At 70.2% G+C, this 25,077-nt stretch carries 26 protein-coding genes; 7 read left to right on the top strand and 19 right to left on the bottom strand.

Annotation, left to right across the window (positions count from 1 at the left end):
• Nucleotides 1-2: 2 nt before the first annotated feature.
• From ACVFYP_RS03525 to ACVFYP_RS03485, 9 genes are all read right to left on the bottom strand, one after another.
• Entirely contained in the window at nt 3-2,924 is a 2,922-nt protein-coding gene (locus ACVFYP_RS03525) for a formate dehydrogenase subunit alpha (protein ID WP_499198739.1), read from the bottom strand.
• Nucleotides 2,925-2,956: 32 nt separating this feature from the next.
• Nucleotides 2,957-3,181 carry a twin-arginine translocation signal domain-containing protein gene (locus ACVFYP_RS03520; RefSeq protein WP_499198738.1) on the bottom strand — a complete coding sequence of 75 codons (225 nt, stop codon included), beginning with the start codon at nt 3,179-3,181 and terminating at the stop codon, nt 2,957-2,959.
• Between the two features lie 23 nt (nt 3,182-3,204).
• Nucleotides 3,205-3,816: a TorD/DmsD family molecular chaperone gene (locus tag ACVFYP_RS03515; protein ID WP_499198737.1), complete on the bottom strand. Its 612-nt coding sequence runs from the start codon at nt 3,814-3,816 to the stop codon at nt 3,205-3,207.
• Nucleotides 3,817-3,945: 129 nt separating this feature from the next.
• Complete coding sequence (locus ACVFYP_RS03510) at nt 3,946-4,206, bottom strand: Nif11 family protein (protein ID WP_499198736.1); 261 nt, start codon at nt 4,204-4,206, stop codon at nt 3,946-3,948.
• A gap of 76 nt (nt 4,207-4,282) precedes the next feature.
• Nucleotides 4,283-4,870: a DUF3306 domain-containing protein gene (locus ACVFYP_RS03505; RefSeq protein ID WP_499198735.1), complete on the bottom strand. Its 588-nt coding sequence runs from the start codon at nt 4,868-4,870 to the stop codon at nt 4,283-4,285.
• Entirely contained in the window at nt 4,867-5,388 is a 522-nt protein-coding gene (locus ACVFYP_RS03500; RefSeq protein WP_499198734.1) for a DUF3305 domain-containing protein, read from the bottom strand. Before ACVFYP_RS03500 ends, ACVFYP_RS03505 begins: the two co-directional genes overlap by 4 nt.
• Nucleotides 5,385-6,431, bottom strand: a complete 1,047-nt coding sequence (locus tag ACVFYP_RS03495; RefSeq protein WP_499198733.1) for a DUF6352 family protein — start codon at nt 6,429-6,431, stop codon at nt 5,385-5,387. Before ACVFYP_RS03495 ends, ACVFYP_RS03500 begins: the two co-directional genes overlap by 4 nt.
• The gene (locus ACVFYP_RS03490; RefSeq protein ID WP_499198732.1) at nt 6,428-6,970 is read right to left on the bottom strand and encodes a DUF6505 family protein; all 543 of its coding nucleotides are present in this window, start codon (nt 6,968-6,970) and stop codon (nt 6,428-6,430) included. The genes ACVFYP_RS03495 and ACVFYP_RS03490 overlap by 4 nt, the downstream gene beginning before the upstream one ends.
• On the bottom strand, nt 6,967-7,686 hold the full coding sequence (locus ACVFYP_RS03485) for a biotin/lipoate--protein ligase family protein (RefSeq protein WP_499198731.1): 720 nt from the start codon (nt 7,684-7,686) through the stop codon (nt 6,967-6,969). The genes ACVFYP_RS03490 and ACVFYP_RS03485 overlap by 4 nt, the downstream gene beginning before the upstream one ends.
• A gap of 124 nt (nt 7,687-7,810) precedes the next feature.
• Here ACVFYP_RS03485 and ACVFYP_RS03480 point away from each other — a divergent pair, with 124 nt between their 5' ends.
• Genes ACVFYP_RS03480 through ACVFYP_RS03470 form a run of 3 tightly spaced genes read left to right on the top strand, consistent with a single transcriptional unit; the run spans nt 7,811 to nt 11,773 of the window.
• Nucleotides 7,811-9,874: a 4Fe-4S dicluster domain-containing protein gene (locus ACVFYP_RS03480; protein WP_499198730.1), complete on the top strand. Its 2,064-nt coding sequence runs from the start codon at nt 7,811-7,813 to the stop codon at nt 9,872-9,874.
• Nucleotides 9,875-9,905: 31 nt separating this feature from the next.
• A complete protein-coding gene (gene curA / locus ACVFYP_RS03475; protein WP_499198729.1) occupies nt 9,906-10,919 on the top strand; it encodes an NADPH-dependent curcumin/dihydrocurcumin reductase in 1,014 nt (337 codons plus the stop codon).
• A 2-nt stretch (nt 10,920-10,921) separates the two neighbouring features.
• Entirely contained in the window at nt 10,922-11,773 is an 852-nt protein-coding gene (locus ACVFYP_RS03470) for a lipase family protein (RefSeq protein WP_499198728.1), read from the top strand.
• On the opposite strand, the gene ACVFYP_RS03465 is transcribed toward ACVFYP_RS03470, so the two are convergent.
• From ACVFYP_RS03465 to pdxH, 5 genes are all read right to left on the bottom strand, one after another.
• Nucleotides 11,721-12,431 (bottom strand): pirin family protein, encoded by a 711-nt coding sequence (locus ACVFYP_RS03465; protein ID WP_499198727.1) that lies wholly within the window; start codon nt 12,429-12,431, stop codon nt 11,721-11,723. The genes ACVFYP_RS03470 and ACVFYP_RS03465 overlap by 53 nt on opposite strands.
• Before the next feature lie 136 nt (nt 12,432-12,567).
• The gene (locus tag ACVFYP_RS03460; protein ID WP_499198726.1) at nt 12,568-12,759 is read right to left on the bottom strand and encodes a hypothetical protein; all 192 of its coding nucleotides are present in this window, start codon (nt 12,757-12,759) and stop codon (nt 12,568-12,570) included.
• A gap of 7 nt (nt 12,760-12,766) precedes the next feature.
• On the bottom strand, nt 12,767-13,645 hold the full coding sequence (locus ACVFYP_RS03455; RefSeq protein ID WP_499198725.1) for a universal stress protein: 879 nt from the start codon (nt 13,643-13,645) through the stop codon (nt 12,767-12,769).
• A gap of 47 nt (nt 13,646-13,692) precedes the next feature.
• On the bottom strand, nt 13,693-15,177 hold the full coding sequence (locus tag ACVFYP_RS03450; RefSeq protein ID WP_499198724.1) for a bifunctional aminoglycoside phosphotransferase/ATP-binding protein: 1,485 nt from the start codon (nt 15,175-15,177) through the stop codon (nt 13,693-13,695).
• Nucleotides 15,174-15,716 carry a pyridoxamine 5'-phosphate oxidase gene (gene pdxH, locus ACVFYP_RS03445; RefSeq protein WP_499199533.1) on the bottom strand — a complete coding sequence of 181 codons (543 nt, stop codon included), beginning with the start codon at nt 15,714-15,716 and terminating at the stop codon, nt 15,174-15,176. The genes ACVFYP_RS03450 and pdxH overlap by 4 nt, the downstream gene beginning before the upstream one ends.
• Before the next feature lie 162 nt (nt 15,717-15,878).
• Between pdxH and fabI the strand changes: the two genes are divergently transcribed.
• On the top strand, nt 15,879-16,727 hold the full coding sequence (gene fabI / locus ACVFYP_RS03440) for an enoyl-ACP reductase FabI (protein ID WP_499198723.1): 849 nt from the start codon (nt 15,879-15,881) through the stop codon (nt 16,725-16,727).
• Here fabI and ACVFYP_RS03435 read toward each other — a convergent pair whose 3' ends face one another.
• Nucleotides 16,728-17,021: a hypothetical protein gene (locus ACVFYP_RS03435; protein ID WP_499198722.1), complete on the bottom strand. Its 294-nt coding sequence runs from the start codon at nt 17,019-17,021 to the stop codon at nt 16,728-16,730.
• A gap of 75 nt (nt 17,022-17,096) precedes the next feature.
• A complete protein-coding gene (locus tag ACVFYP_RS03430) occupies nt 17,097-17,597 on the bottom strand; it encodes a hypothetical protein (protein WP_499198721.1) in 501 nt (166 codons plus the stop codon).
• 201 nt (nt 17,598-17,798) lie between these two features.
• Between ACVFYP_RS03430 and aroC the strand changes: the two genes are divergently transcribed.
• From aroC to ACVFYP_RS03415, 3 genes are all read left to right on the top strand, one after another.
• Complete coding sequence (aroC, locus tag ACVFYP_RS03425; RefSeq protein WP_499198720.1) at nt 17,799-18,902, top strand: chorismate synthase; 1,104 nt, start codon at nt 17,799-17,801, stop codon at nt 18,900-18,902.
• A gap of 123 nt (nt 18,903-19,025) precedes the next feature.
• Entirely contained in the window at nt 19,026-20,228 is a 1,203-nt protein-coding gene (locus ACVFYP_RS03420; RefSeq protein WP_499198719.1) for a hypothetical protein, read from the top strand.
• A 151-nt stretch (nt 20,229-20,379) separates the two neighbouring features.
• A complete protein-coding gene (locus ACVFYP_RS03415; RefSeq protein ID WP_499198718.1) occupies nt 20,380-21,066 on the top strand; it encodes a GntR family transcriptional regulator in 687 nt (228 codons plus the stop codon).
• Between the two features lie 66 nt (nt 21,067-21,132).
• Here the strand turns inward: ACVFYP_RS03415 and ACVFYP_RS03410 are convergent, their stop codons facing one another.
• From ACVFYP_RS03410 to ACVFYP_RS03400, 3 genes are read right to left on the bottom strand one after another with little or no spacing between them, the layout of a single operon-like run.
• Nucleotides 21,133-21,771, bottom strand: coding sequence for a YdcF family protein (locus ACVFYP_RS03410; RefSeq protein ID WP_499198717.1), 639 nt, complete (start codon nt 21,769-21,771; stop codon nt 21,133-21,135).
• The gene (locus ACVFYP_RS03405) at nt 21,771-23,435 is read right to left on the bottom strand and encodes an alpha/beta fold hydrolase (RefSeq protein WP_499198716.1); all 1,665 of its coding nucleotides are present in this window, start codon (nt 23,433-23,435) and stop codon (nt 21,771-21,773) included. The genes ACVFYP_RS03410 and ACVFYP_RS03405 overlap by 1 nt, the downstream gene beginning before the upstream one ends.
• On the bottom strand, nt 23,432-24,970 hold the full coding sequence (locus ACVFYP_RS03400; protein WP_499198715.1) for an FAD-binding oxidoreductase: 1,539 nt from the start codon (nt 24,968-24,970) through the stop codon (nt 23,432-23,434). The genes ACVFYP_RS03405 and ACVFYP_RS03400 overlap by 4 nt, the downstream gene beginning before the upstream one ends.
• Between the last annotated feature and the right edge of the window lie 107 nt (nt 24,971-25,077).

Here is a 25,077-nt window from a genome sequence, read left to right as displayed (position 1 = left end):
GATTAGGCACTCCTGATCTGGCAGAGCGTGACCTTGGTTTCCTGCATGAAGGTCACCGGATCGTAGCCATAGGTGGTCACCGCGTTCACGCTCTCACCGAGCACGATCGGGTCGGTGCCCTGCGGATATTTGCTGCGCTGGTCCACACCCTGGAACCAGCCGGCGAAGTGGAAGGGCATCCAGGCGACACCCCGGCCGACGCGCGGCGTCACCATGGCCTTCACACGGGCCTTGGCATTGTTCTCCGGCCCCATCACCCAGACGAACTGGCCGTCGCGGATGTTGCGGGCGGAGGCATCCTCCGGGTTGATCTCGACGAACATATCCTGCTGCAGCTCGGCCAGCCACTTGTTGGACCGCGTCTCCTCACCGCCACCCTCATATTCGACCAGGCGGCCGGAGGTGAGGATGATGGGGAAGTCGCCGGCCACCTGATGGCTGCGGTTCTGCACCGAGACGCCCAGATGCGGCAGGCGGAAGCCGCGGCGGTCCGGCAGGGTCGGGTATTGCGCGATCAGGTCGGTGCGCGGCGTGTAGATCGGCTCGCGGTGCACCGGCACGGGATCGGGCAGGTTCCAGGCCACGGCACGCGCCTTGGCATTCCCGTAGGGAACGCAGCCATGTTCCATGGCGACGCGAATGATGCCGCAGGACAGGTCGGTGGCCCAGGAGAAGGTGCCGCCGTTGCTCTCGATCCAGCCGCGCTCCGCCTCCGTCAGCTCCTCATACCAGCCGAGGCGCTTTAGCACGGCGACGGTGAATTCCGGATAGCCGTCCTGGATCTCGGAGCCGAGCGAGTAGGAACCCTCCGCCAGCAGCGTCTTGCCTTCCCGCTCCACGCCGAAGCGGGCGCGGAAGGTGCCGCCGCCGTTCTTCACATGCAGGTTGGTGTTGTAGAGCACATGGGTGCCGGGGTGCTTCATCTCCGGCGTGCCCCAGCAGGGCCAGGGCAGGCCGTAGAACTCGCCCGCCACCGGCGTGCCGGCGGCGCCCCGCAGGGTCACCAGGTCGAACTTGTCCTGGTGTTCCATATGCAGCTTCAGGCGTTCCGGCGACTGGCCGGAATAGCCGGTGCTGAGCGAGCCGCGGTTGATCTCGCGCAGGATGCTCTCGGCGGTCGGCGCGTTGTTCCGGATCTCGTAGGGCTTGAACATCTCCTCCCGGAAACGGATGGGCATGCCCTTGCGCTCCGCCGCGCCATCCAGCGCGCCGGCGAGCCGGTACATCATCTCGTAATCGGTCTTCGATTCGAACAGCGGCGCGACGATCCGCGACCCCCACTGGACCGAGCGGTTGGAGGCGCTGCGGCTGCCATCGCATTCGAACTGCGTGCTGGCGGGCAGGAGGTAGGTGTTCTCCTTGCGATCGGCGAGCACGGCGAAGGTGGTGGGGTGTGGGTCGGCGACGACCAGCAGGTCGAGCGCTTCCAGCCCCTTCACCGCTTCCGGCATGCGGGTGACGGTATTGCCGCCATGGCCCACCACCAGCATGCCGCGCAGGCGGTCGCGCTGCTGGATCTGGTCCTTGGGCAGTGTGATGGCGTCGAAGTAGCGCGTCGTCGGGATACCCGGCGTGCCCATCATCGCCGCGCTGTCGAAGCGCGGGATCATGTCCTCGTAGCGCACGTTCCAGACGCGGCACCAATGGCGCCAGGCGCCCTCATCCAGCCCGTAATAGGCCGGCAGCGTCGTCACATCGAGGCCGAAGTCGGTGGCGCCCTGCACGTTGCAATGGCCGCGGAAGATGTTCGCGCCGCCGCCATTGTTGCCGACATTGCCGGTGGCCAGCAGCAGGATGGAGAAGGCGCGCACATTCGCCGTGCCCACCGTCTTCTGCGTCGCGCCCATGCACCAGATCAGCGTCGACGGCTTCTGGGTGGCGAAGGTCTCGGCCACCTTGCGCAACTGCGCGCCCGGCACGCCGGTAACGCGCTCCACCTCCGCGGGCGTCCACTTCGCGCATTCGGCACGGATCTCGTCCATGCCGTAGACGCGCTTGGCGATGAAGTCCTTATCTTCCCAGCCATTGGCGAAGATGTGGTGCAGCATGCCCCAGATGATGGGGATGTCGGTGCCCGGCCGGATGCGGACATATTCATTCGCGTGGGCGGCGGTGCGGGTGAAGCGCGGATCGATGACGATCAGGTTCGCGCGGTTGCGCTCCTTGCCCGACAGCACGTGCTGGAGGCTGACCGGATGCGCCTCCGCCGGATTCCCGCCCATGATGATCATGGTCTTGGAATTGCGGATGTCGTTGTAGGAATTGGTCTGGGCGCCGTAGCCCCAGGTGTTCGCCACGCCGGCGACCGTGGTGGAATGGCAGATGCGCGCCTGGTGGTCGACGCTGTTCGTGCCCCAGAAGGCGGCGAACTTGCGGAACAGATAGGCGCCCTCATTGCTGAATTTGGCGCTGCCCAGCAGGAACATGCTGTCCGGCCCGGATTCCTGCCGGATCGTCATCATCTTGTCGGCGATTTCGGTCAGCGCGACGTCCCAGCTCAGGCGCTGCCATTGGCCGCCCACGAGCTTCATCGGGTATTTCAGGCGCCGGTCGCCATGCACCAGTTCGCGCACCGAGGCGCCCTTGGCGCAATGCGTGCCGCGGTTGATCGGGCTGGCCCAGGTCGGCTCCTGCCCGGTCCAGACGCCGTTCTGCACTTCCGCCGTGACGGTGCAGCCGACCGAGCAATGGGTGCAGATGTTCTTGATCCGCTGCACCGGCTGGCTGTGGTCCTGAACCCCCATCGCCGCACCGGCCGCCCGCGCGCGCGTGGCACCGAGCGAGCCCAGCGCGGCGAGACCCGCCCCGGCGAAGCCGGCCTGACGGAGGAAGCTGCGGCGATCGAGACCGCCGGAGGAAAGGCCCTGATAGGCGGCGGACAGGCGCTGGCGCGCGGCCTTGCCCTCGGAGCGCTTGATCAGCATCTGGCGTGCTCCCCGTACTGGTTCATAGGTGCTTATTCGTAGCGATTGGTGCGGTAGAAAGCCTGAACATCGGCGGAATCCGCCTTGTAGCGGGCCTCCACACGCTGCTGCGCATTCTCCTTGCGGGCGTCGCGGGCCGGCACGCTGTCGGCGCGCTGTGCCAATGCGGGCGCCACGGCGGCGGCGGCGGCGGTTCCGAGGCCGAGGGCCTTCAGGAAACCGCGGCGGACGGGCGCTTCACGTCCCTGTTCGTTCATCTCCTGGCACTCCCCAACAGATATCAGGCCGGCAGATCCGCTGCCGCGGCCTCAAGCTCCACGGCCAGACGGCCGAGCCGCCCGACCGCACGGTAGAAATCCGCCATCTCCGCCTTCTCCAGATCCGCGAAGAAGCGTGCGGCCCAGGGGCGGATGTGACGGGCGAAAAACGGCGCGGCCGATCCGGCCTCGCTCGGGAAGGCGCCTGCCAGCAGGCCGGCGAAGGCCTCGCAGACAAAGGCGATGTGATCTTCCGGCTCCGCGATGCCCTCCGCCCGCTCGATGCCGAGCCGGCCGAGGTCGCCACGCAGTTCGGCGAGCGGGCGTTCGTGCAGGAAACCGGTCAGGTAGTAGCTGGCATAGGGCAGCAATTCACCGCGCCCGACGCCGATGAACAGGTGGAAGAATTCCTGCTCCGCCGCCTCAGCCTTGGTCCGGCCGGCGGCATCGGCCAGCGCCGCATAGGCCTCGCCCAGCTCACCGGTCTCGCCGCGCAGCGCCCGCATGCGGATCAGCAGCCCGGCATCCGGCGGGGCGCCGAGCAACCGGCCGAGCAGCGCGAACAGGCGCGCCCGCTCGGCATCCACCGGGTCCAGCACCGCTTCCACCACTGCCGCCTCAGTCGTTTCGGTCATGCGCTACGTATCGGGCCTTCCGCCTGGTCGCACAGCTCCCCAGCCATGTTCGACCTACCAGAGCGCACAACCAAGCCCAAACCCCGGACTTCTGCAAGCGTTTGATATATCATTGAGAATCGTTCTCAACTACTCCGGGTCGAAGGGGCTGTTGAAGTTCTTCACCGGCATGAAGCCCCCCGCGACGCGCCCAAGCGCGGCCTCATCCAGCGGCCTTGGCGCCGCATCCAGCGGCAGGTCCGATTCGGAAATCCGGTAGCCCTCGGCAGCCAGCAGGGCGGTGATGTCGGCAGGGCTGGCAGCCGGGTCGAAGGCGGGCGCGAGCCGGCCGCGCAAGGCGGGATCGGCGGCCACATCCCGGTCGAGCCGCTGCTTTTCCGCGATGGTCATGTTCGTTCCCCCTGTTGTTCCGTCCGCGATAACGATGGCGATCCGACGCGGCAAGCCAATATGGCTTGAGCCGGGGTCAGCTTGGCAGGGCACCGCCGTGGCGCCGCCGCGGCGCGCCCGATTCGGGCTCCGGCTCGGCGCGCGGCAGCGGGTCGGGCGCGGCTTCCGGGGGCGCTTCCGCGACCAGTTGCGGGGCGGCCGGCTCGGGCGCGATGTCGGGAGCCGTTGCCTCGGCCTCCGCCGGCGGCGCCTTCTCCTCCCGCTCGCCGATCGCCTGGGCCAGCAGTTCCTTCAGATTGCCGCCCAGGTCGAAGCTGAAGCCGGGCGGCATGCCGGCGGCGGTGTTGTAGTCCCAGGCATAATCGGCCGGGCCGATGAAGTCGCGAATACTCGGGTCCAGGCTCCACATCCGCCGCAGCGCGGCGCTGCGAAGTGCCGTCGGAATGCCGGGGCGAAGGAAGGCGGTCAGGTCGCTGCTGAGATCCAGATCCTCGATCCGCGGCAGGGCCGTGAGGTCCAGCTCGGGCTCCAGGGGGGCCGGACAGTCCTGTTCCGGGCGCGGCGCCGGCGGCGGGGCCTCGGCCTCCTGCTCCAGCTGGGGTGCCTCCGCCTCCGGCGCGCGCTTGCGGCGTGACCAGCGGCTGAGGAAGCCTTCCTCGCTCATCCCTCCTCCCCCGTCAGGCGGCTGCGATGGGCCAGGGCTTCCGGGTCCGCCTGGTCGCGCTTGCGCTTCCAGAAGCCGCGTTCCTTGTGGTGGCGGGCAACGAACTCCGTCATCACGGCCAGCAGGCGCGGCGGCATGGGCAGGGATTCCAGCAGGTCCTGCCCGACATCGGCGTAGAGATGCGCCTCCCCCGGATCGGCCGTCACCGTCTGCAGATGGAAGCCCGGCGCGGCCTCGATCGGCCGCAGCAGCACCCAGACCAAAGGCTGGGCGGAGGCGAGGTTGTGCCGGTAGTTGTCGGTGTCGGTCGGGTGCAGCGCCACATCCGCACTGCCGGCGAAGAAGACGGTGCGGCCCGGCTCCTCCCGCAGCACGGTCCAGGGCGGCACATCGGGCGCTTCTTCCAGCACCTCGATGGCGCGCCAGGCGAACTCCGCCCAGCGGGTCACGCCCGGCCGGCGTTCCACCAGCACGGCGAGCGGGATGAACAGGCTGTCCGGATTGTGCGATCGGGTCACGCCGCACTCTCCCGGCTGCGCAGCGGCAGGCCGGTGACCAGGTTCTGCGGCTTCATCCGCAGTTTTTGGGCCGCATCCATGGCGAGCGCCAGATAGACCGGCCGCCCCGCGACCCGCGGCAGCACGCGGGAGGTTTCCGAGAATTCCAGCACGCCGAGCCACAGGATGCGGGCCAGCCGCGCCTGCTTCACCTTCTTGCCCTGCCACAGGTCATTGGCGATGGAGGTCGCCTCGGCATCCAGCCCGACATGCCAGGTCCAGTTGTGGTCCTCGATCACCGGCACCGGGCGAATTTTGACCTGCTCGCCGATCACATGGCCGATGAAATGCTCCAGCGCGCGGGCCAGGCCGTGCTGGCCGGGGCGGTTCTCGGCGATATCCAGGGCGAAGTCATGCGCGTCGGAGCGGCCGCGATAGAGCGGCGCCGTCTCCTCCGACAGCACATCCAGCTCGACTTCACGCGGCGGCGAACCGGCTTCCACCAGCAACTGGCCCAGCGGCCCGAAGCCGCCATCGCCACCACGCGCCTCCAGAAATTCCTCATCGGCCAGCAATAGCGCGCCGTGGTGGATGGCGGCCCGCTGCGGCCGGAAGAACAACTCGGCGGCGCGGAGGACGAAGGGATCGTCCACCCCCTCCAGCGCGGCACGGGCGACCAGATGGGTCAGCATCTGCAGGAAGATCGGCGGCACGCCCTGCACGCCATTGCGGAACAGGTCGAGCCAGGCGGCCTCCAGGCTCGGCTGCGCCGCGACGCGGTCGCGGAAGCCCAGGAAGACCGCGAAGTTTTCCCGCGCGTCGGGGTCCGCCAGGCGGGCCAGCTCGGCCGGAGACACCGCCCGCATCGGGTCCAGCAGCAGCGCGGCGTGCAAAGCGCGCTCCGCCGGGCAGGCCTCCTCCGGCGGCACCAGCTCCGGCCGGGCGCAAAAGGCGCGCCAGAGGTCGGGGGTGCCGAGGATGCGGCCCTGTTCGTCGCGGTCGCAGAGGTGATGGCCACTGGCGACCCAGAAATCCCCCGGCGCGAGGCCAGCCGGCGTGGTCATGATTTCAGGCGCCTTGCGAATGCGGTCAGGTCGGGATGTTCCGGCGGCTCATCCTCAACGACGGAGAAGACCGGCAGGGTGGTAAACTGGGTATGCGGCGTCTCCCGCCGATGCAACGTCCGGAAGCTCTCCCGAACCTCCCCCTCCTCGATGCGGCGGGACAGGGCCAGGACGGTGCCGGGCGGGTGGTTGCAGAGGCTCTCGGCGAAGGCCAGCTCCTCCCGCGCCGCCGCCATCGCGGCCGCGTCGTCGGGCGCGCCGTGATGGGTACGGATGCGTCGGGCCAGGGCGGCCAGGGCGGCGGCATGCTCCACCTCCGACACCTCCGCGACTTCGACCAGGGTGGACCAGCCAAAGGACGAAAGCCCCAGGAAGCCACCGCGAAAAGCCTGGCGGCGCTTGCCGGAGAGGGTTTCGGGCGGCGTGTCCCAGAATTCGAACCCACCCGGCACCGCCCATTCGCCAGGCTCGGCGGGCTGTTCGAAGATGACGGTGTCGGAGGGGTCGAGGCGCAGGCAGCGCGGCAGATGGCGGGTCATGCGGCGACCATCGCCTCCGGCAGCGGGTGCATCCGCCGCGCGCCATCCAGCTCAAGCACCAGGGCGCCCGTGGCGGGGTCCAGGCCACGTCGCGCGGCGCCCATCCAGTGCTCCGCATCCAGTCGTGCCAGGTAGCGCTCGGCCAGCCGCGAAAAGCCCCCGTGGCGGCCGGGGTGCTGCCATTCGGCCAGGCCCGCCATCAGATGCCGCGCCCAGGCGGCGGTAAGGTCGGTGGCGGAGAGGTCCTCCTCCAGCCAGCCTTCCTCGCGCAAAGCGGTCTGGTGCAGGCCATGGCCGGGCTCCCAGCCCGTCGGGAAGATCAGCCGGGCCTCGATGCCCACCACCAGCCAGTCCGGCACGGCATCCTCCGCCGTGCCAGGGGGCCAGGCAAGGCGGGCGCGGCCGACCTCGCCGGCATTGATGCGCAGCCGGTCGGGCCAGCCGAAGCTGACCGGCACCTCCGCGGGGCCATAGGCACCGATCGCATCGGCGAAGGCGCTGGCGGCGGCGAACAAAGCGGGGCGGGCGGCGGCGAGTGGTGTTTCGGGTTCCAGCACCACCGCCACCTCCACCCGCGCCAGGGATCGCACCCAGACCAGCGTGCCGGCGCCGTGGCTGGGCGCGGCCTCGATGGCGCGACGCATGGCGTCGCCGCCCTCCCGCAGGGCGATGATCGGTTCGAAGACGGGCGGCAATTCGGGCAGGCCGGTTGTCACGGCGGCGGTGTCTTTCCCAAGTCTTTGGTCAGGCCGTCCCTCGCAAGCAGGCGAGGCGATGGATATATGAGCAGCCACAGGCCGGGCCTAGACCCAGCCATGACAACAGGAACACGTCCCGCCCATGGCCAGTGCCCGCATCACCTTCGCCTGCACCTGCGAGGACACGATGCCGCTCGATGGCCGGGTGCTCGCGCGCGGCTGCGGCGGCGCCGCGCCCCGGATGGCGGAGCAGCTCTGCCAGTCGCAGCTCGATCGTTTCCTGGCGGCGCTGGGCGAAGGCGCGCCGGTGACGGTGGCCTGCACTGCCCAGGCGCCACTCTTCGCCGAGGTGGCGGAGGATGCCGGCTTCACCGGGCCGCTGGATTTCGTGAACATCCGCGAGACCGCCGGCTGGGCGCGGGAGGCCAAGGCGGCCGCGCCGAAGATGGCGGCGCTGATCGCCGCCGCCGCCGTGCCGATGCCCGCCACAGCCCTGGTGCCGCTGAAAAGCGAAGGCATCACCCTGATCCTCGGCCGGGACGAGGTGGCGCTGGCCGCCGCTGAAAAGCTGGCCGGCACCCTGGACGTGACCGTGCTGCTGGATGGGACGGAGGCGGTCCAGCCCCGCCGCAGCGCCGATTTCCCTGTCGCGCGCGGCAAGGCGCGGGGTGCCACCGGCTGGCTCGGCGCCTTCGAGGTTGTGGTGGATGGTCATGCCATGCCGCGCCCCTCCTCCCGCGGCGCGTATGAATGGGGGCCGCGGCGCGATGGCGCCGTCAGCCGCTGCGACGTGGTGCTGGACCTGACGGGCGGCACAGCGCTGTTCCCGACGCATGAGCTGCGCCAGGGCTATCTGCGCGCCGACCCCGCTGACGCCACCGCCGTGGAACGCGCCATCGGCGCGGCGAAGGAGTTGATCGGCGAATTCGACAAGCCGCGCTTCATCACCTTCGAGGCTGGGCTCTGCGCCCATAGCCGCAACAAGCGCGTCGCCTGCACCCGTTGCCTGGATCTGTGTCCGACCGGGGCGATCACCCCTGGCGTCACGCCGGACGGCGCGCGGATCAGCGACAGCGTCCAGATCAGCGCGGAAATCTGCGCCGGCTGCGGCGCCTGCGCCGCCGTCTGCCCGACCGGCGCGGCCAGCTACGCCCTGCCCGATTCCGGATCGCTTCTGAAGCGGCTGCGCGCTTTGCTGCTGACCTTCCGCGAGGCTGGCGGCGAATCCCCCGTGTTGCTGGTGCATGATGCCGAACACGGGGAACCGCTGATCGACGCGCTGGCGCGCCATGGCGACGGGCTGCCGGCGCGGGTGCTGCCGCTGCGGGTGAATGAGGTGTCGCAGCTCGACCTCGCCTTTTTCCTGTCCGCCTTCGCCTGGGGTGCGGCGCAGATCCGCCTGCTGATGCGCGGCCATCGCAGCCACGGGACCGAAGGCGTGTTCCGCAACATCGACTTCGCCATGGAAACCCTGGCCGGGCTCGCCGTGCCCGACCACGGCGCGCCCCGCGCCGCCGCCATCGAGACCGACGACCCCTTCACCCTGGGCGAGGCGCTGGCCACCCTGCCCCGCCGCGGCCTGCCCTTCCCACCCGCCACCTTCGTGGCCCTGGGCACGGGGCGGGAGGTGCTGCGCCAGGCCGGGCGCGCCTTGGCGGAAGGCGCGCAGCGGCGGGACGCGGTGCTGCCCATGCCGGCGCTGGCCCCCTTCGGCCAGGCGCATGTGGCGGTGGATGGCTGCACGCTCTGCCTCGCCTGCACCATGGTCTGCCCGACCGGCGCCTTCACCGCCAATCCGGAAACGCCGCAGCTGCGCTTCCTGGAAGATGCCTGCGTGCAATGCGGGCTCTGCGCGACGACCTGCCCGGAGAAGGTCATCACGCTGGAGCCACGCCTGAACCTGGCGCCCGGATCCAGCCAGATGCGCGTGGTGAAGGAAGAGGAGCCCTTCTGCTGCGAGAATTGCGGCAAGGCCTTCGGGGTGAAATCCCAGATCGACCGCGTCACCCGCAAGCTGACCGAAAGCGGCCACTGGATGTTCCGCGACAGTGGCCAGTTGGCGCTGCTGCGGCTTTGCGAGGATTGCCGGCCCTTCGCCGCCACCGATGCCAGGATCGACCCCTATGCCGGCCCGGCCCGCCCGGTGGCCAAGACAACCGAGGACTGGCTGCGGGAGGCGGAGCGGGCCAAGCGGAACGCGGAGTGATAGACCTCCGGCAAGCTTGGAGAACCCCTCGATGAAAACCCAGCAGATCCTGCTCGCCTGCCGCCCCCAGGGCGCGCCCGTGCCCGAGGACTTCCGCTTTGCCGAGGCTGAACTGCCGGAACCGAAGGATGGCGAGGTGATCGTCGCGCATCGCTTCCTGTCGCTCGACCCCTATCAGCGCGGCCGGATGGATGACGCCAAATCCTACTCCGCGCCGGTGGCACTGGGCGCCGTCATGGAATGCCAGGCGGTGGGCCAGGTGGCGGCCAGCCGGGATGCGCGGTTCCAGGAAGGTGACTGGGTGCTGGGCGGTTTTGGCTGGCAGAGCCATTCGCTGCGGCCAGGCAAGGCGCTGATCCCGATCGACCCGACCGAGGCCTCCCCCTCCACCGCGCTCGGGGTGCTTGGCATGCCGGGGCTGACCGCCTGGGTCGGGCTGGAGGATATCGGCCAGCCCAAATCCGGCGAGATGCTGGTGGTCTCCGCCGCCTCCGGTGCCGTGGGCCAGGTGGTCGGGCAGTTGGGCAAGATCCGGGGCGCGAAGGTGGTCGGCATCGCGGGTGGCGCGGCGAAATGCGCCTATGTGAAGGACACGCTCGGCTTCGACGCGGCCATCGACCATCGCGGCGACCTGGATGCGCAGCTCGACGCCGCCTGCCCCGGCGGCATCGATGTCTATTGGGAAAATGTCGGCGGCGCGGTGCAGGCGGCGGTGTTTCCGCGGCTGAATGAATTCGGCCGCATGGTGATGTGCGGCGTCATCGCCCAGTACAACACCGCCTCCGGCCTCGCCGCCCATGGCGCACCGCCCGGCCCCAATCTCGGCCCGGTCGTGCGCAAGCGGCTGCGCATCCAGGGCTTCATCGTCTCCGACACCGGCTGGCCGCGCTACGGCCAGTTCCGGGCGGAGATGCTCGGCCATATCAAGGCCGGGCGGATGCAGTACCGGGAGGATGTGGCGCAGGGCCTGGCCAATGCGCCGGCCGCCTTCATCGGCATGCTGGAGGGCCGCAATTTCGGCAAGCAGGTCGTCGCGCTGGACTGACCATGGATGACCAGGCGCTGGCCCGCGCGCTGGACGGCACGCGGGTGCTGTTCTGCTACGGGCTGCTGGGGGAGGTCGTCGCCGGCCTTGCCCCGATCGGCCTGGACTATATGGGCCGCCAGATGGCCTGGCTCCGCCGCCTCGGCGTCGCGGTGCAACTGGCAAAGCTGCCGACGGCGGCGCCGGTGGGCGTCAACGCCGGGCGCATTGTCGCGGCCATGCTGGCCGAACCCTCCCCGGCCATCCTGATCGCCCATTCCAAGGGGGGGCTGGAGGCGCTGGCGGCGCTGGTGCGGCCGGGCATGGCGGAGCGCTGCCGCGGCTTCATCGCCCTGCAATCGCCCTTCCTGGGATCGCCACTGGCCGATGCCATCCTGGCGCGGCGGCAGGTGCTGCTGGCGGTGCATCACCTGGCGCGGCTGTCACGGCTCGGCACCGGGCGGGGCCTGCGCGACCTGACCGTGCCGGCGCGCCAGGCCTGGATGCAGGCGCATGCGGCGGAGGTGGCGGCGCTGGTCGCGCGCATTCCGGTCAGCACGCTGGCGACCGTGATCGCCCCGCGCGGCGATTGGCGGGAAAGCGCCTATCGCCGGCTGGCGCGTTGGATGGAGGGGCAAGGCTACGGGCCGGGCGACGGGTTGGTGCCGCTCGGCTCCGCCTTGCTGCCGGGGGCGCGGCAGCGGGTGATGGAAGGCGGTCACCGGGCCTTGGTGGCCGGCGGCCAGGGCCGCGACCCGGTGGGGCTGCTGCGGGAGGAGCTTTGGTGGCTGGTGCGGGAGCAAGCCCCCGCAGCAATCAAAACTATTCCTTCGCCACTTCCACCATCACCAGCTCCGCATCCTCCTCCGCCGTGATGGTGATGGTCGCCTCATCGACGATCCCCGCACCATCCCGCGTGCCGAGCGCCGCGCCATTCACCGTGGCAGCACCCTTCGCCACCACCAGATAGGCCGCCCTGTCGGCGCCCAGCGTCTGGGTCAGGCTCTGGCCCTTGGCCAAGGTCGTCGCCAGCACCGCGCCGTTGACGTTGATCGGCAGGGCGTCGCTGCCGGCATCGCCAGGGCGGCCGGAGGCGAGGACGGCAAAGCCGGTTTCCTTGCTGGCCTTGGGGAAGGCCTTGGCGCCCCAGTTCGGCTTGGCGCCACGGACATCCGGCATGATCCAGATCTGGAAGATCTTCGTCGTCTCCGGCTCCAGATTGTACTCGGCATGCACCACGCCGGTGCCGGCCGACATGATCTGCACGTCGCCGGCCTCGGTGCGGCCCTCATTGCCCAGGTTGTCGCGATGCGTGATCGCGCCTTCGCGGACATAGGTGATGATTTCCATGTCGCGATGCGGATGCGCGTCGAAGCCCGTGCCGGCGGCGATCTCGTCATCGTTCCAGACGCGCAGCCGGCCCCAACTCATGCGCTTTTCGTCGTGGTAGTTGGCGAAGGAGAAATGGTGCTTCGCCTTGAGCCAGCCATGGTTGGCACCGCCGAGGCTGGCGAAGGGACGGACATCGATCATCGGAAGGTCTCCGCTCTGCGACCGGGGGGTTCGCCCCGGCGCTTCTGTTGGACGGAGAGATAGGCGCAGTCCGCTGTCCGCACAGCGGGTCCGTATGGATGGGCGGCATTCAGCCAGTGAATGAAGCCACAGCCCGTTATTGCCGCGCCCTTCGGTCGCCCCCGCGGCGGGGCGGGATGGGCTGGCCTCGCCGAACCAGCTCCTCCCGCACGCTGCGGGGCAGGTCGCGGCATCCGCAGGCTTCGGCATGGGCGAGGTGCCAGGCGACGCGCTGGTCCAGCGTCGCCGGCTTCGGCATGGGGTTCGCCGCGTGCCAGTCGCGGTTCATCCCAGGCTCAGCGGCACATCAGGATCGGGATTTCCGAATTCTCCAGCACATGCCGCGTGACGCCGCCCAGAATGAGCTGGCGCAGACGGGAATGGCTGTAGGCGCCCTGGCACATCAGGTCGGCCCCGAAATCGCGCGCCGCGCCCAGCAGACCGGCGCCGACTTCGCGGGTCTGCGACTTGAAGGGCACCAGTTCCGCCTCGATCTCGTGCCAGCGCAGATAGGCCTGGATGCCCTCCGCTGCCGGGCCGCGGCGCTGGTAGTCCTCGGAATGCAGGATGCGCACGGCCTGGGCGCGGTGCAGCCAGGGCAGCGCCGCCGCCACAGCCGCCGCGCTCTCCGCGCTGCCATTCCAGGCGATGCAGACGCGGGAGCCCATGACCTCCGGCGCCGTGCGCGGCGCGATCAGCACCGGGCGGCCCGAATCGAACAGAACGGCATGCAGCGCGTCGGAGGAAGAGACATCCTCATCCGCCTCCGGATGCGGCACCACCGCCATGTCGTAGAGGCGCGACTGCTGCGCCACCACATCCTCCTCACGCCCCGCGATCGCCTCGAAGGACAGGGTGACACCCGGCACCTTCAGCGCGGTATTGGGGTCGGCAGCCATGGTCAGGTCGCCATGGGTGGCGGTGAACTTCTCGAACAGCGCGCGGACGCGGCCGGCGCGCTCGCCGCTCTCGCGTTCGGTGGCCGCCATCATCTCCTCGATCATCGCCCCCGACAGGCCTTCGCCCGCCAGCGGCGCGACATCGCGCGCATCGACGCGCACATGCAGGCAATGCAGATGCGCGCTCCAGATCCGCGCCACCATCAGGGCGGTGGCAAGTGCGGCTTCCCCGGCCGCGGTCCCGGTCAACGGCAGCAACAGGCGGCGATAGGCCATCGCGCCTCTCCTTTATCCAGTGGGTGCGGAAAGCGGTCCCGGAAACTTTATGCCCTATCTCCGGGACCCAAGGCCAGCATCCCCCTCGCGGCGGGCAAGGGGGCGGCGGCGTCCAGCACCGTCCAGCCGATCGCGCCCGGATCGGCGCGCGCCGCACGTTCCAGCACGGCCACCGTCGCGTCGGAGGCATCGCGGCCCTCCGCGCTGCGCGCGACGACGCGGGCGCGCAGCAGATCCAGCGGCGCGGCCAGCCAGATACCGGTGAAGGGATGGGGCGCCGCCGCCGTTTCCGCCGCCTGGCGCAGCGCAGGGTCGAGGAAGACCGCGTCCAGCACCACCGATTGCCCGGCCGCCAAAGCGAGGCGCGCGGCGGCCATGATCTCGGCATGCACGGCCTGGCTTTCGGCCTCGGCATAGGCCTGCTCGGGCAGGCGGGCTTCCGGGGCCACGCCTGCGCGGCGCTTGCGGGTTTCGTCCGTGCGCAGATGCAGCGCGCCGGGCGCGGCGCCCAGCTCCGGCGCCAAGGCGCGCGCCAGCCAGGTCTTGCCAGTGCCCTGCAAGCCGCCGATAGCGACCAGCCGCGGCGCGACCGGGCGCAGGAAATCGCTGGCGGCGCGCAGGTAGCGATGGCCATCGCCGCCGCGCCGCGCCTCCACATGCGCGCGCACCATGGCGCGCAGCGCCATCCAGAAGCCGAGCGCCGGCAGCAGTCCGAAATCGCCGCCGCGCGCCAGATAGCGGTTCATCACCCGGTTCGCCGCCGCGCGCTGGCCAAACTGACACAGGTCCATCAGCAGGAAGGCGATGTCGTAGCCGATGTCGGTGGTGGCCAGGGCCTCATCGAATTCCAACGCGTCGAAGGGCGTCGGCCGGCCCTCCCACAGGCACAGATTGCCGAGATGCAGATCGCCATGGCAGCGCCGCACCCGCCCTTCCGCCGCGCGGGCGGCCAGATGCGGGGCGAGGCTGTCCAGCCGCGCCTGCATCGCGGCGCCGAGGGCCGCGACCTCCGCCGGCGGCAGGCCGGTGGCGTTGCAGTCACGGATATTGCCCGCCAGCACGCGGCCGACAGCGGCGGGAGCGTCGAAGCCCGGCGCGGCCTGTGGGGCCGCCTGGTGCAGGGCGAAGACGGCATCGGCGGTCTCGTCCAGCAGCGCCGGGGTCAGGCCGCCCCGCCGCGCCACCTCATCCAGGAAATCGCCGGGCGGGACGGGCGCCATGCGCAGCACCCAGTCCACCACCTCCCCCCCGCCATCGATGGCCAGGCCGCCATCCGGATCGCGGGTCACCGGCACCACATCCCGGTACAGCCCCGGCGCATGCGGCTGGTTCAGCGCCAGCTCCCGCCGCGCGAAACGCTCCCGGTCCGCCAATGCGGAAAAATCCAGGAAGCCGAGGCGCACCGCCTTCTTCAGCTTCCACACCGTCTCCCGCCCGATGAAGACGGCCGAGATATGCGTCTCCACCGGATCGGCCCCTGCGAGGCGGCGCAGCAGCGCCGCGACGGGGGCCTGATCGGGCGGGATGGTCACGGATACAGCATCTCGATCCGCCAGCCGGCACCCTCGCGGTGGAACACCCGGCGCTCATGCAGCCGAAACGGCATGTCGCGCCACAGCTCGATGCGGTCCGGCACCAGACGGAAGCCGGACCAATGGGCCGGGCGCGGAATCTCGCCGAGGCCGAAGCGCAGGGTCTGCTCCGCCACCGCCTTTTCCAGGGCGAAGCGGGATTCCAGCGGACGGGACTGCTTGCTGGCCCAGGCGCCGATGCGCGAGCCGCGGGCGCGGGAGGCGTAGTAGGCATCCGCCTCCTCCGCCGAGACCGGCTGCACCGCCCCCTCCACCCGGACGGAGCGTTGCAGGGTCTTCCAATGGAAGCACAGCGCGGCGAAGCGGTTGGCCGCCAGCTCCCCGCCCTTGCGGCTTTCCAGGTTGGTGTAGAAGACGAAGCCGGCCGGATCGACGCCCTTGAGCAGCACCATGCGGGCGGAGGGCCGGCCCTCCGGCGTCGCTGTGGCCAGGCACACGGCATTGGGATCGTTGGGCTCGGTCTTCGCCGCCTCCGCCATCCAGGCCTCGAAAAGGGCGATGGGGTCGTCGGTCACGGGCGAATCCAAGGCGGCTCTCCTGCCGGGTGCGGGGGGCTGACAGATGTCATGCCCCTTGCCCGTGACAAGGGCATGTGCCACCACCGGGGCACCTTCGCAACCAGCCTCCGGTGCCCATTCCCCATGCCAGACGACGTTACGCCAGAAGCCGCCAGCACGGGGGTACCGACCGGCACGCTGATGGCAGGCAAGCGCGGCGTCATCATGGGCGTCGCCAATGACCGCTCCATCGCCTGGGGTGTCGCGCAATCCCTCGCCGCCCAGGGCGCCGAGATCGCCTTCACCTATCAGGGGGAGGCGCTGGAACGCCGCGTGCGCCCGTTGGCCGAGAGCATCGGCAGCCAGCATGTCCTGCCCTGCGATGTGACGGATGATGCCAGCGTCGATGCGGTCTTCGAGACACTGGGCCGCGAATGGGGCGGGATCGACTTCCTGGTGCATGCCATCGGCTTCGCCGACAAGCAGTTCCTGCGTGGCCGCTACATGGACACGCCGCGCAACGCCTTCCTCCAGGCGATGGATATCTCCGTCTTCTCCTTCGTCAGCGTGGCGCAGCGCGCCGTGCCGCTGATGAAGCCGGGCGGATCGCTGCTGACCATGTCCTATCTGGGCGCGGAGCGTGTGACGCCGCATTACAATGTGATGGGCGTGGCCAAGGCGGCGCTGGAAGCCAGCGTGCGCTACATGGCGGCCGATCTCGGCAAGTCCGGCATCCGGGTGAACGCGATCTCGGCGGGGCCGATCAAGACCCTGGCCGCCAGCGGCATCGGCGACTTCCGCTACATCCTGAAGTGGAACCAGCTGAACGCGCCGCTGGAGCGGAATGTGACCATCGAGGATGTGGGCGGGGCGGGCCTGTACCTGCTGTCCGGCCTGTCCTCCGGCGTCACCGGCGAAGTGCATCATGTGGATTGCGGCTACCACATCGTGGGCATGAAGAACCCGGACGCGCCGGATATCGCGACGGTCTGATCAGGAGCCGGTCATGCGGCCGAGTTGGCGGCAGGACGGCGCATAGCCGTCCCGCCAGGCGGCGCAGCTGCCATTCGCCTTGCGGCAGCCAGGACCTCCGCGGGTTCCGCAATTGGCATGGTTGGGGTGCGTGTAGGTCAGGCAGGGCGCCGAGGAGCGCTCACAGACGGGCGAGTTGGTTCGCTCACCCGTGCTCTGCCCGGCGGCCGGCAGAGCTGCCGCGAGCAGCAGGGTGACGGCCCCTGTCAGGCGCGCCCGCCAGCCCCAGAGATCGGCCCTCCGCCGCATCGTCATGCGGCAGTCTGACGCGATCCCGCCGAGATGGCCACAACTGCGATCGGGCGTGATCGCGGTGCGCTGAAGCGGGGCTCAGGCCGGCCGCTGCCGCATGCGGCGGATCACATTGAAGACGGCGGACAGCACGGCAGCGAGCAGCAGGCCGGCACCCACCAGCAGGGTCAAGGTGCGGCTCCACAGCGTGTTCAGCGCCATATCGGTCGTCAGCATCTCCGGTCGCGCCGGATCCGCCATAACCGCGACCGAATAGTCGCCGACATGGAGGTCGAAGAAGACGTAGTTCACGTCCCGGGTGAAGCGCCCTGACTTGGACTGCACCGCCAATGTGGCGGTGCAGACATGCACGAACAGCTTCGACCGGCAGGACCCCTCCGTCACCCGGCCATCAGCGAAGGGAATCGCCGTCGAGCGCACCTGCCAGTCCGAGATCAGGTTGGGCACGGTATAGATCGACAAGGCGACCAGAATGCCCGCGAACATCAGTATGCCGAGCAGGGAGAGCAGCTTCTGGCCCCAGCTCTGTTCTTTGGCGGGTTGCGGGGGCGGGGTCGTTGATTCGGTTGTCGTTTGCATCCGCGAACCGTAGCTGATGGATTTGCGGGCATAAGACCGCGGCCGTTTACATTCGCGGGATCGGGCCGCATGCGCCTGCATGGCTGCCGTGCGACTTGAGAAGGGCTGGCCGGTGCTGTTCGCGAAAGCGATCCTGAAGGGTATCGCCGCCAGCCGCATGGCCTCGCCCTGCGCGCATCGTTGCGGTAAGCGGGGCGGGCCATGAGCCACAACACCTTCGGCCACCTCTTCCGCGTCACCACCTGGGGCGAGTCCCACGGCCCGGCCATCGGCTGCGTCGTGGATGGCTGCCCGCCGCGCCTGGCGCTGACCGAGGCGGATATCCAGCCCTTCCTGGACCGCCGCCGCCCTGGCCAGTCCAAATTCGTGACCCAGCGGCAGGAAGCGGATGAGGTGAAAATCCTCTCCGGCACCTTCGAGGGTGTGACCACCGGCACCCCGATCGCGCTGCATATCGAGAATACGGACCAGCGCTCCAAGGACTATGGCGAGATCAAGGATCGGTTCCGGCCGGGCCATGCCGATCTGACCTATGAGCTGAAATACGGCGTGCGCGACTATCGCGGCGGCGGCCGCTCCTCCGCCCGGGAAACCGCCATGCGTGTCGCCGCCGGCGCGGTGGCGCGGAAGGTGCTGGAGGGTGTGACCATCCGCGGTGCCCTGGTGAATATCGGCGGCGACGCGATCGACCGCGCCCGCTTCGACTGGGCCCAGGTGGACCAGAACCCCTTCTTCTGCCCCGACCCCCTCGCCGCCGCGCGCTGGGAGGAGAAGCTGAGCGCCGCCCGCAAATCCGGCTCCTCCCTCGGCGCGGTGGTGGAAGTGGTGGCGGAAGGGGTGCCGCCCGGCCTCGGCGCGCCGATCTATGGCAAGCTGGATGCGGAGCTCGCCAGCGCGCTGATGAGCATCAATGCCGTGAAGGGCGTAGAGATCGGCGATGGATTCAGCGCCGCCGCTTTGTCCGGCGAGGGCAATGCCGATGAGATGCGGATGGGGCCGGATGGCCGGGTGCAGTTCAGCTCCAACCATGCCGGCGGCATCCTGGGCGGCATTTCCACCGGCCAGCCCATCGTCGCCCGCTTCGCGGTGAAGCCCACCTCCTCCATCCTCACGCCGCGCCATTCCGTTGACCGCTTCGGGCAGGAGGTGGAGGTGCTCACCAAGGGCCGCCATGACCCCTGCGTCGGCATCCGCGCCGTGCCGGTGGGGGAGGCGATGCTGGCCTTGGTCCTGGCCGACGCCCTGCTGCGCCACCGCGCCCAGAACCCGGACGCGCCCAGCCAGGCTCGCCTGCCGCGCAACTGAGGCGGCCGCGGAGGCCGCCAAAGATATATCCGACAAAAATACTCGCCTATCACGTATCCGGAACTTGACGTTTCCTCCGCGCAAGGGCTTAGGGTGAGGCGTCAACGTGATCGGGTCGCAGTCATGCCTTTCGCCGACCATCGGCCGGAACCGGCCGACCTCGACCGTTTCCGCACGCTCTGTGGCGCCCGGCTCTGGGCCAAGCGGCTTGGCGATATCCAGCAGCGCACCGCGCTCCCTTCCCTCTCCGGTCGCGCCGCGCAGCAACGTCATGCGCTGGAACTGGTGCTGGCCCGGCTCTGCGACCCGAAGGCCCTGGCCCGCGCCACCCCCGCCGAACGCCACGCGGCCGCCTTTGCGCGGGAGGCGGTGAAGCTCGCCGCCAGCCTGCCGGCCCCGCAACGCGCCCGGCTGCGGGAGCAGATCGCCGCCGGCCTGACCGGCGAGGCGACGCTGATGCCGCTGTTCCACCTGCTGCGCACCGCCGCCCTGCACCGCACCCGCGGCTTTGCGGTGGAGTTCACCGGCCTCGCCGAGGAAACGCCCTTCGACCTGCTGATCCGCCGCGACGGCGTGGCGGCCGAGGTGGTGTGCGAAACCGTCTCCGCCGAGGAAGGCCGGGAAGTGCATCGCGGCGATTGGTGCGCTTTGGTCGACAAGGTGAATCCGGAGCTTCAGACCTGGCTCGCCGCACATCCCGGCCGCTACCTGCTGAAGATGACCCTGCCCGGCGGCATGGCCACCGACAGCCAGGTGGCCGATCTGCATGGCCGCATCGCCGCCCTGCTGGCGGCGCAGAAGCGCCAGGATTCCAGCGCCGATGCGGTGCTGAAGCTGGACCCGCTTGTGCTCGCCGGCGCCCAGGCCAGCGCCCAGGGCCTGCCCGCCCAGCTCCGTGCCCAGTTCGGGGAGGAAGCGCATCTGGCCGTCACCGCCGCGGCCGGGGGCGGTTCCGTCTTCGTCATGGCGGCGCGCGCGGGGCGGGAGAATTCCATCGCCGGCGCCGTCACCCGCCGCTGCGCCCTGGCGGCGGAAAGCCGGCTCAGCGGCACAAGGCCCGGGCTGTTGGCGATTTTCGTCGATGACATGGACCGCGCCGAATGGCGGGGCTTGCGCGAAAGGCTGGATCTGGAAGGCGCCGCGCGGCGCTGGATGACGGAACCCGCCGCCCGCCATGTGGTCGCCGTGGCCTGCACCAGCCGGATGGAGCTGTTCGGCGTGGCTCCGCCCGATGGCGCGCCGGAGGGCGAGCTGCGCTTCCGCAATCCCGGCCACCCAATGGGCAAAAACCCGGCCCTGGCCCCGGCCGTCGCCTCCTCTCCCTGAAGCGCTGCATCGCGGCCGGCGATCACCCAGCTGGGACCGATCTGGAATCACGGCAGCTTTGCCGCGAAGGCGCCGGCCAGTATACATCTTGGCCAGGCCAGCTTTGCCGGTGGCGGAGATCAAAGGGGCCGGGAAGGAACCAGAAGCGCCTATGACACGGGACAAGTCAGATCCGCCGCGCAGCCTGCGCGAGCAGGCCTATGAGGCGATCAAGCGCGGCATCCTCGATTCCCGCTATGCCCCGGGCGCGCTGCTGTCGGAGAACCAGCTCGCCGACGAGCTGGAGATCAGCCGAACCCCGATCCGCGAGGCGCTGCGGGAGCTGGCCGGCGGCGGGCTGGTGCGCATCCTGCCGCAGCGAGGCATCGTCGTCTCCGAATTGTCGGTGCATGACATCGTCGAGGTCTATCAGCTGCGCGAACAGCTCGAAGGCTTCGCCGTGCGGGTGGCGGCGGAGCGCCTCGGTCCGGCGGACGCCGAGGGGCTGATGGCGGATCATCGCGATGCGCTGGCGCATATGGAGGCCGGGCGGCTGCGTGACGCCTATGACTGTTCCGTGCTGATGCACAGCCGGATCATCGCCTTGGCCGGCAATACCAGGCTGGTGCAGTTCATGGCGCAGCTCGGCGACCAGGTGCACCGCTTCGGCCTGCTGACGCTGCGGCATGGCCGGGTGGAACGGGCGCTGGCCGAGCATGGCCAGATCATCGCGGCGCTGATCGCCAACCGGCCCGAGGAGGCCGAGGAGCTGATGCGCCAGCATCTGCGCGCCGACCGCGACTTGGCGCTGCGCGTGGTGCTGCCCGCCGGGGTGATGCAGCCGGAGCTGACGGCCTGAGCATGATGACCGAAGGTGCGAAGGCACCGAAGGTTTGAATCATGCGCTCCAGCTCACGCGCTCCCACTACGGCAAGGCGTGTTCGATGAATCCGTGGGCCTTCAGCAGATCCCGCGCCGCCCTGATCGGCACGGGCACCTCGCAGGGCGTCTGGAAGCCCAGGGCTGGATAGGCGATCAGCCGGTCGATATCGCCGACCATCTCATTCACCAGCCGGTGCCGGAAATCCGCATCGGTGACATAGGCGTCGAAGCCCAGCGGTGGCGCATCGACCCGCGCGGCAAGCACGGGCCATTGCACGGGCAGGGTGTGCCGCACGCGCAGGATGGTCTGCGGCTTGGTCACGAAGACCGCGCTGTCGATCCCCCATCCGGCGCTGAGCGCGCGGGCGAAGGCGACGTTTTCGCCGATATGGGTGGCGCGCGGCTCCAGCGTGATGCGCGCGGGCGCCACGCCATGGTCCCGCAGGATGCCGGCGAAGACCTCGGCCTCGGTCGCCTGCCAGCGGCCGCGCGTCCAATTGCCGTCCCGCCCCGTGCAGATCACGCGGGCCGCCGGATGGCGATGCGCCAGCCCGGCCGCGTGGACGGCGACGCGGGTGTCGTAGCTGCCGAGGCAGACGATGAGATCCGCCGGTCCCGGCGGATCAGGCACCGCCTGGAAGGCGAAAAGCGCGCGGGCGGCGGCCTCCAGCTCCGGCGGCATCAGCCGGCCAGCGCCGCCCGGATCACCGCGACCTTGTCCGGCACGTTGTCGCCACAGCGCAGCAGGCTGGCCTCTGGCCGCACGGCCTGGACCAGGGGCATGCACTGGCCAAACAGGTCGTTCTCCGCCTCCAGCAGCACCACGCGGTGCGGCAGGGCCGCCAGGCGTTCCTGCAAGGGCCAGGCGAGCAGCGCCTGCCAGGCCGGGGCGAAGCTGGCCGGATTCTTCGCCACCTGGCGGATTTCCGCCTGAAGCCGCTCGGGCTCGATCCGCGGCTCGACGCTGCGGGCCGTCTCCAGCCGGCGATCCCACCAGGGGAACCACAAGCCCATGTCGCGGCGCATGTGCCACATCCGCAGCAGATGCGAGCCGTCCCAGACCGGCGTCACATCCGGCGCCCAGCGCGGCGCCCATTCCGCCCGTAGCCGGGGCGGCAGCGCGACAGGCGAAGCCAGCAGCACGGACAGCGCCCGATCCGGCCGGGCGGTCGCCGCCGCCACCACGGTGGAGGCCCCCGCATTATGGCCGAACAGATGTGCCACGGGCACGCCAAGCGCGTCGCAGACGCCCCAGAGCGCCTCCGCCCAGGCCTCCGGCCCCTGCACGCCATCCGCCCGCGGCTCACTCTCGCCATGGCCGGGCGGGTCGAAGGCGATGGTCGGGATGTCCAGCGCGCCCAAGAGTTCCTCATAGAGGGCGGAGGCGCCGGGGACATGCGGGGCGAAGACCAAAGGCGGGCCGGCATGAATGTCGCCCACCACCCGGACCAGCACCTGGCGGCCACCGACATCGACGTAGTTGGTGGTGCTGCGCCCGGCGATGGGCGTGGCCATGGGGGCCGGCGGCACATCGCCGCGCGGTGGATGGCGCAGCAGGATGGCGCGTTCCGCCGCCGCCGCCGCCAGCGGGTCGCGCGGCATCTCCTGCACCCAGGCCTCGGGCGGATAGGCCGCCATGGTGCGGTGCTGGCTGTCGCCCGGGCGGTTGCCGAAGCAGACCGGCACGCGCAGCTCCGGCAGCACCGCCAGGCCGGCATGGCGGAAGGCGGCAGCATAGCCGATGCGATAGCTGTCCCCAGCCTCCAGCAATTCGACCACGCCGCGATGGTTGAACTCCGGGTCGGGCGCGTCGGTATCGGCGCGGAAGGCAAGGCTCTGGTTGTGCCAGGGCCAGAAGACATGCTGGTCGCGGTAGCGGTACCAGAGCCAGACGAGGTGGCTGCCATCCCATTCCGGCACCAGCGGCAGCAGATACTTGCGCAGCCGTTCCTCCGCCGCCTTGGCGGTGAAGACCGGAAAGCCGTCGGTCAGCGCCATGGCGCAGCGGTCCGGATGGCGGCGCGCATATTCCACGGCGATGGAGGCGCCGGTGTGCCGGCCATAGGTGCAGGCCTGCTCGACACCGAGCGCATCCAGCGCCTCCGCCAGCGCATCGGCGAAATCCTCGATCTCGGGCGGGTCGTTGGGCAGCAGATCGGACAGGCCGAAGCCCGGCGTGTCGAAGGCCAGGGCGGTGAAGCTGCCGGCAAAAACCTCCTGCACCGGTTGCAGAACCTTGGCCGAGCAGGGCGAGGCGTGCAGCAGGCAGACCGCCGGCCCCTGCCCCATCCGCGTGTAGTGGACGCGCCGATTGCCGAGTGTGAGAAAATGCCGCGTCAGCCTCATGTCTTCTGCGACCCTTCCAGCGCCCCCGGATTCATCCGTCCGCGCGGGTCCAGCATGGCCTTCACCGTGTGCAGAAGCTGCGCCGCCCCCGGCTCCATGCGGGAGCCCAGCTTGTAGAAGCGGCCGATCTGGGCATGCACCGCGCCGTGCTGGTCCATGATGCCGGACAGCGTGTCCCGCGCCCGCCGCACCAGGTCACGTGCCGCCGGGTTGGGCGGGAAGCTGCTGAAGCGCGCGCGGTTGCTCTCCGACAGGTTCTGCAGATGCAGCGCGTCCAGCGCGTCGCGCCAGTAGAACATCGGCTCGATCGTCACATAGGCGCCGAGCGAGGAGACGATGTGGCTGATGCTGACCCCGGCCTCCGCCAGTTCCACGGAGAGGGTGGCGTATTCGGCCTCCAGCGCCGCGAGGCAGGCGCTGGCGGCACCGAGCGACAGCATGCCATGCACCGGCACCCAGCGCTCCCCATCCGGCCCCACCAGCCCACGGATGGAATAGGGCCGGGCGCGCAGGGCCTTGGGGATGGAGGGCGTCACCTCCGTCCCGCCGGCCTCCAGGCAAAGCCGGCGGGCGACTTCGATGCCGGCCGCAGCGGAAGCCTCCGTCACGCCATCGGCCGTCAGGTGCAGCGACCAGGCGGGCTCGACGCGGCTGGCGCGGGCGGTGCGGGCCAGGCCGGCGACATCGCGCATGGCCTTGTAGACGGAGCCCGCCCGAGCGGCGACGGCGCCGGCCGTGCGCAGCGCCTCCACGGCCTCCACCTTGGCGGCGCTGCGGCTGCGCACCGGGTCCATGGCGAAGGCGCGGGTCACGCAATTGGCCTGCGCCACGCGCACCATGGCGGCCATCATCGCCGCGCCGCTCTCGAAGGTGAAGGAGCCGAAAGCGGCCTCTCGCTCCGGCGCCAGGCGCAGCGCCACCTCGGTCTTCACCCCGAAGGCGCCGCAATCGCCGAGGAACAGGCCCGTCAGGTCTGGACCCATATGGCGCCAGAAGGGCGGAGCATTGCGCAGCGCCAGCGCGCCGGTGCGCACCGCATTGCCATCCGCCAGCACCACGGACAGGCCAAGGATACCATCCATCCCGCCCGGCAGGTTCTGGGCCACCGTGCCGCCGATGGTGCTGACCGACCCGGAAATGGGGGAGGCCTGGGCGGCGCGCAGCCCATGCGGCGCCAGCGCGGTGGCCAGCGCCTGCCAGGTGGCACCGGCACCGACCACCGCGGTGAGGTTCGCGGCGTCGATGCGGATGCTGTCCATCCGCACCGTATCCACCACCACGGCCGGCGCATTGGGCACCACGCCGGCGGTGTAGGACAGGCCGGCGCCGCGCGGCACGATGGGGCGGCCGAATTCCGCCAGCAGGCGGAGCGCGGTGGCCGTTTCGTCCGTATTGCCGGGGCGGATGACCATTTCGGCCGGCGCCGCGCCGGGCCAGTCGAACAGGTCGGCGGTGGCCAGCGCGCAGGAAGCCGCATCCGTCGCGACGTGCGCCGCGCCCAGCCGCTGCGCCAGCGCCGCAGCGAGGCTTGTCACTTTTCGGCCCTCAGGCGCCGGGCGGCCGCTCCGCGGCCTTGGCTGCGTCGCATAAGTGGCGGCGCCCATTCGGGCGCTCGGCCGGCCAGGGCCGGCCGCAGGTCGCG

Source organism: Roseomonas sp. F4, assembly GCF_053891155.1.
The sequence above is the reverse complement of the archived record's forward strand: the minus strand, read 5'-3'. Positions and strand labels throughout refer to the sequence as shown.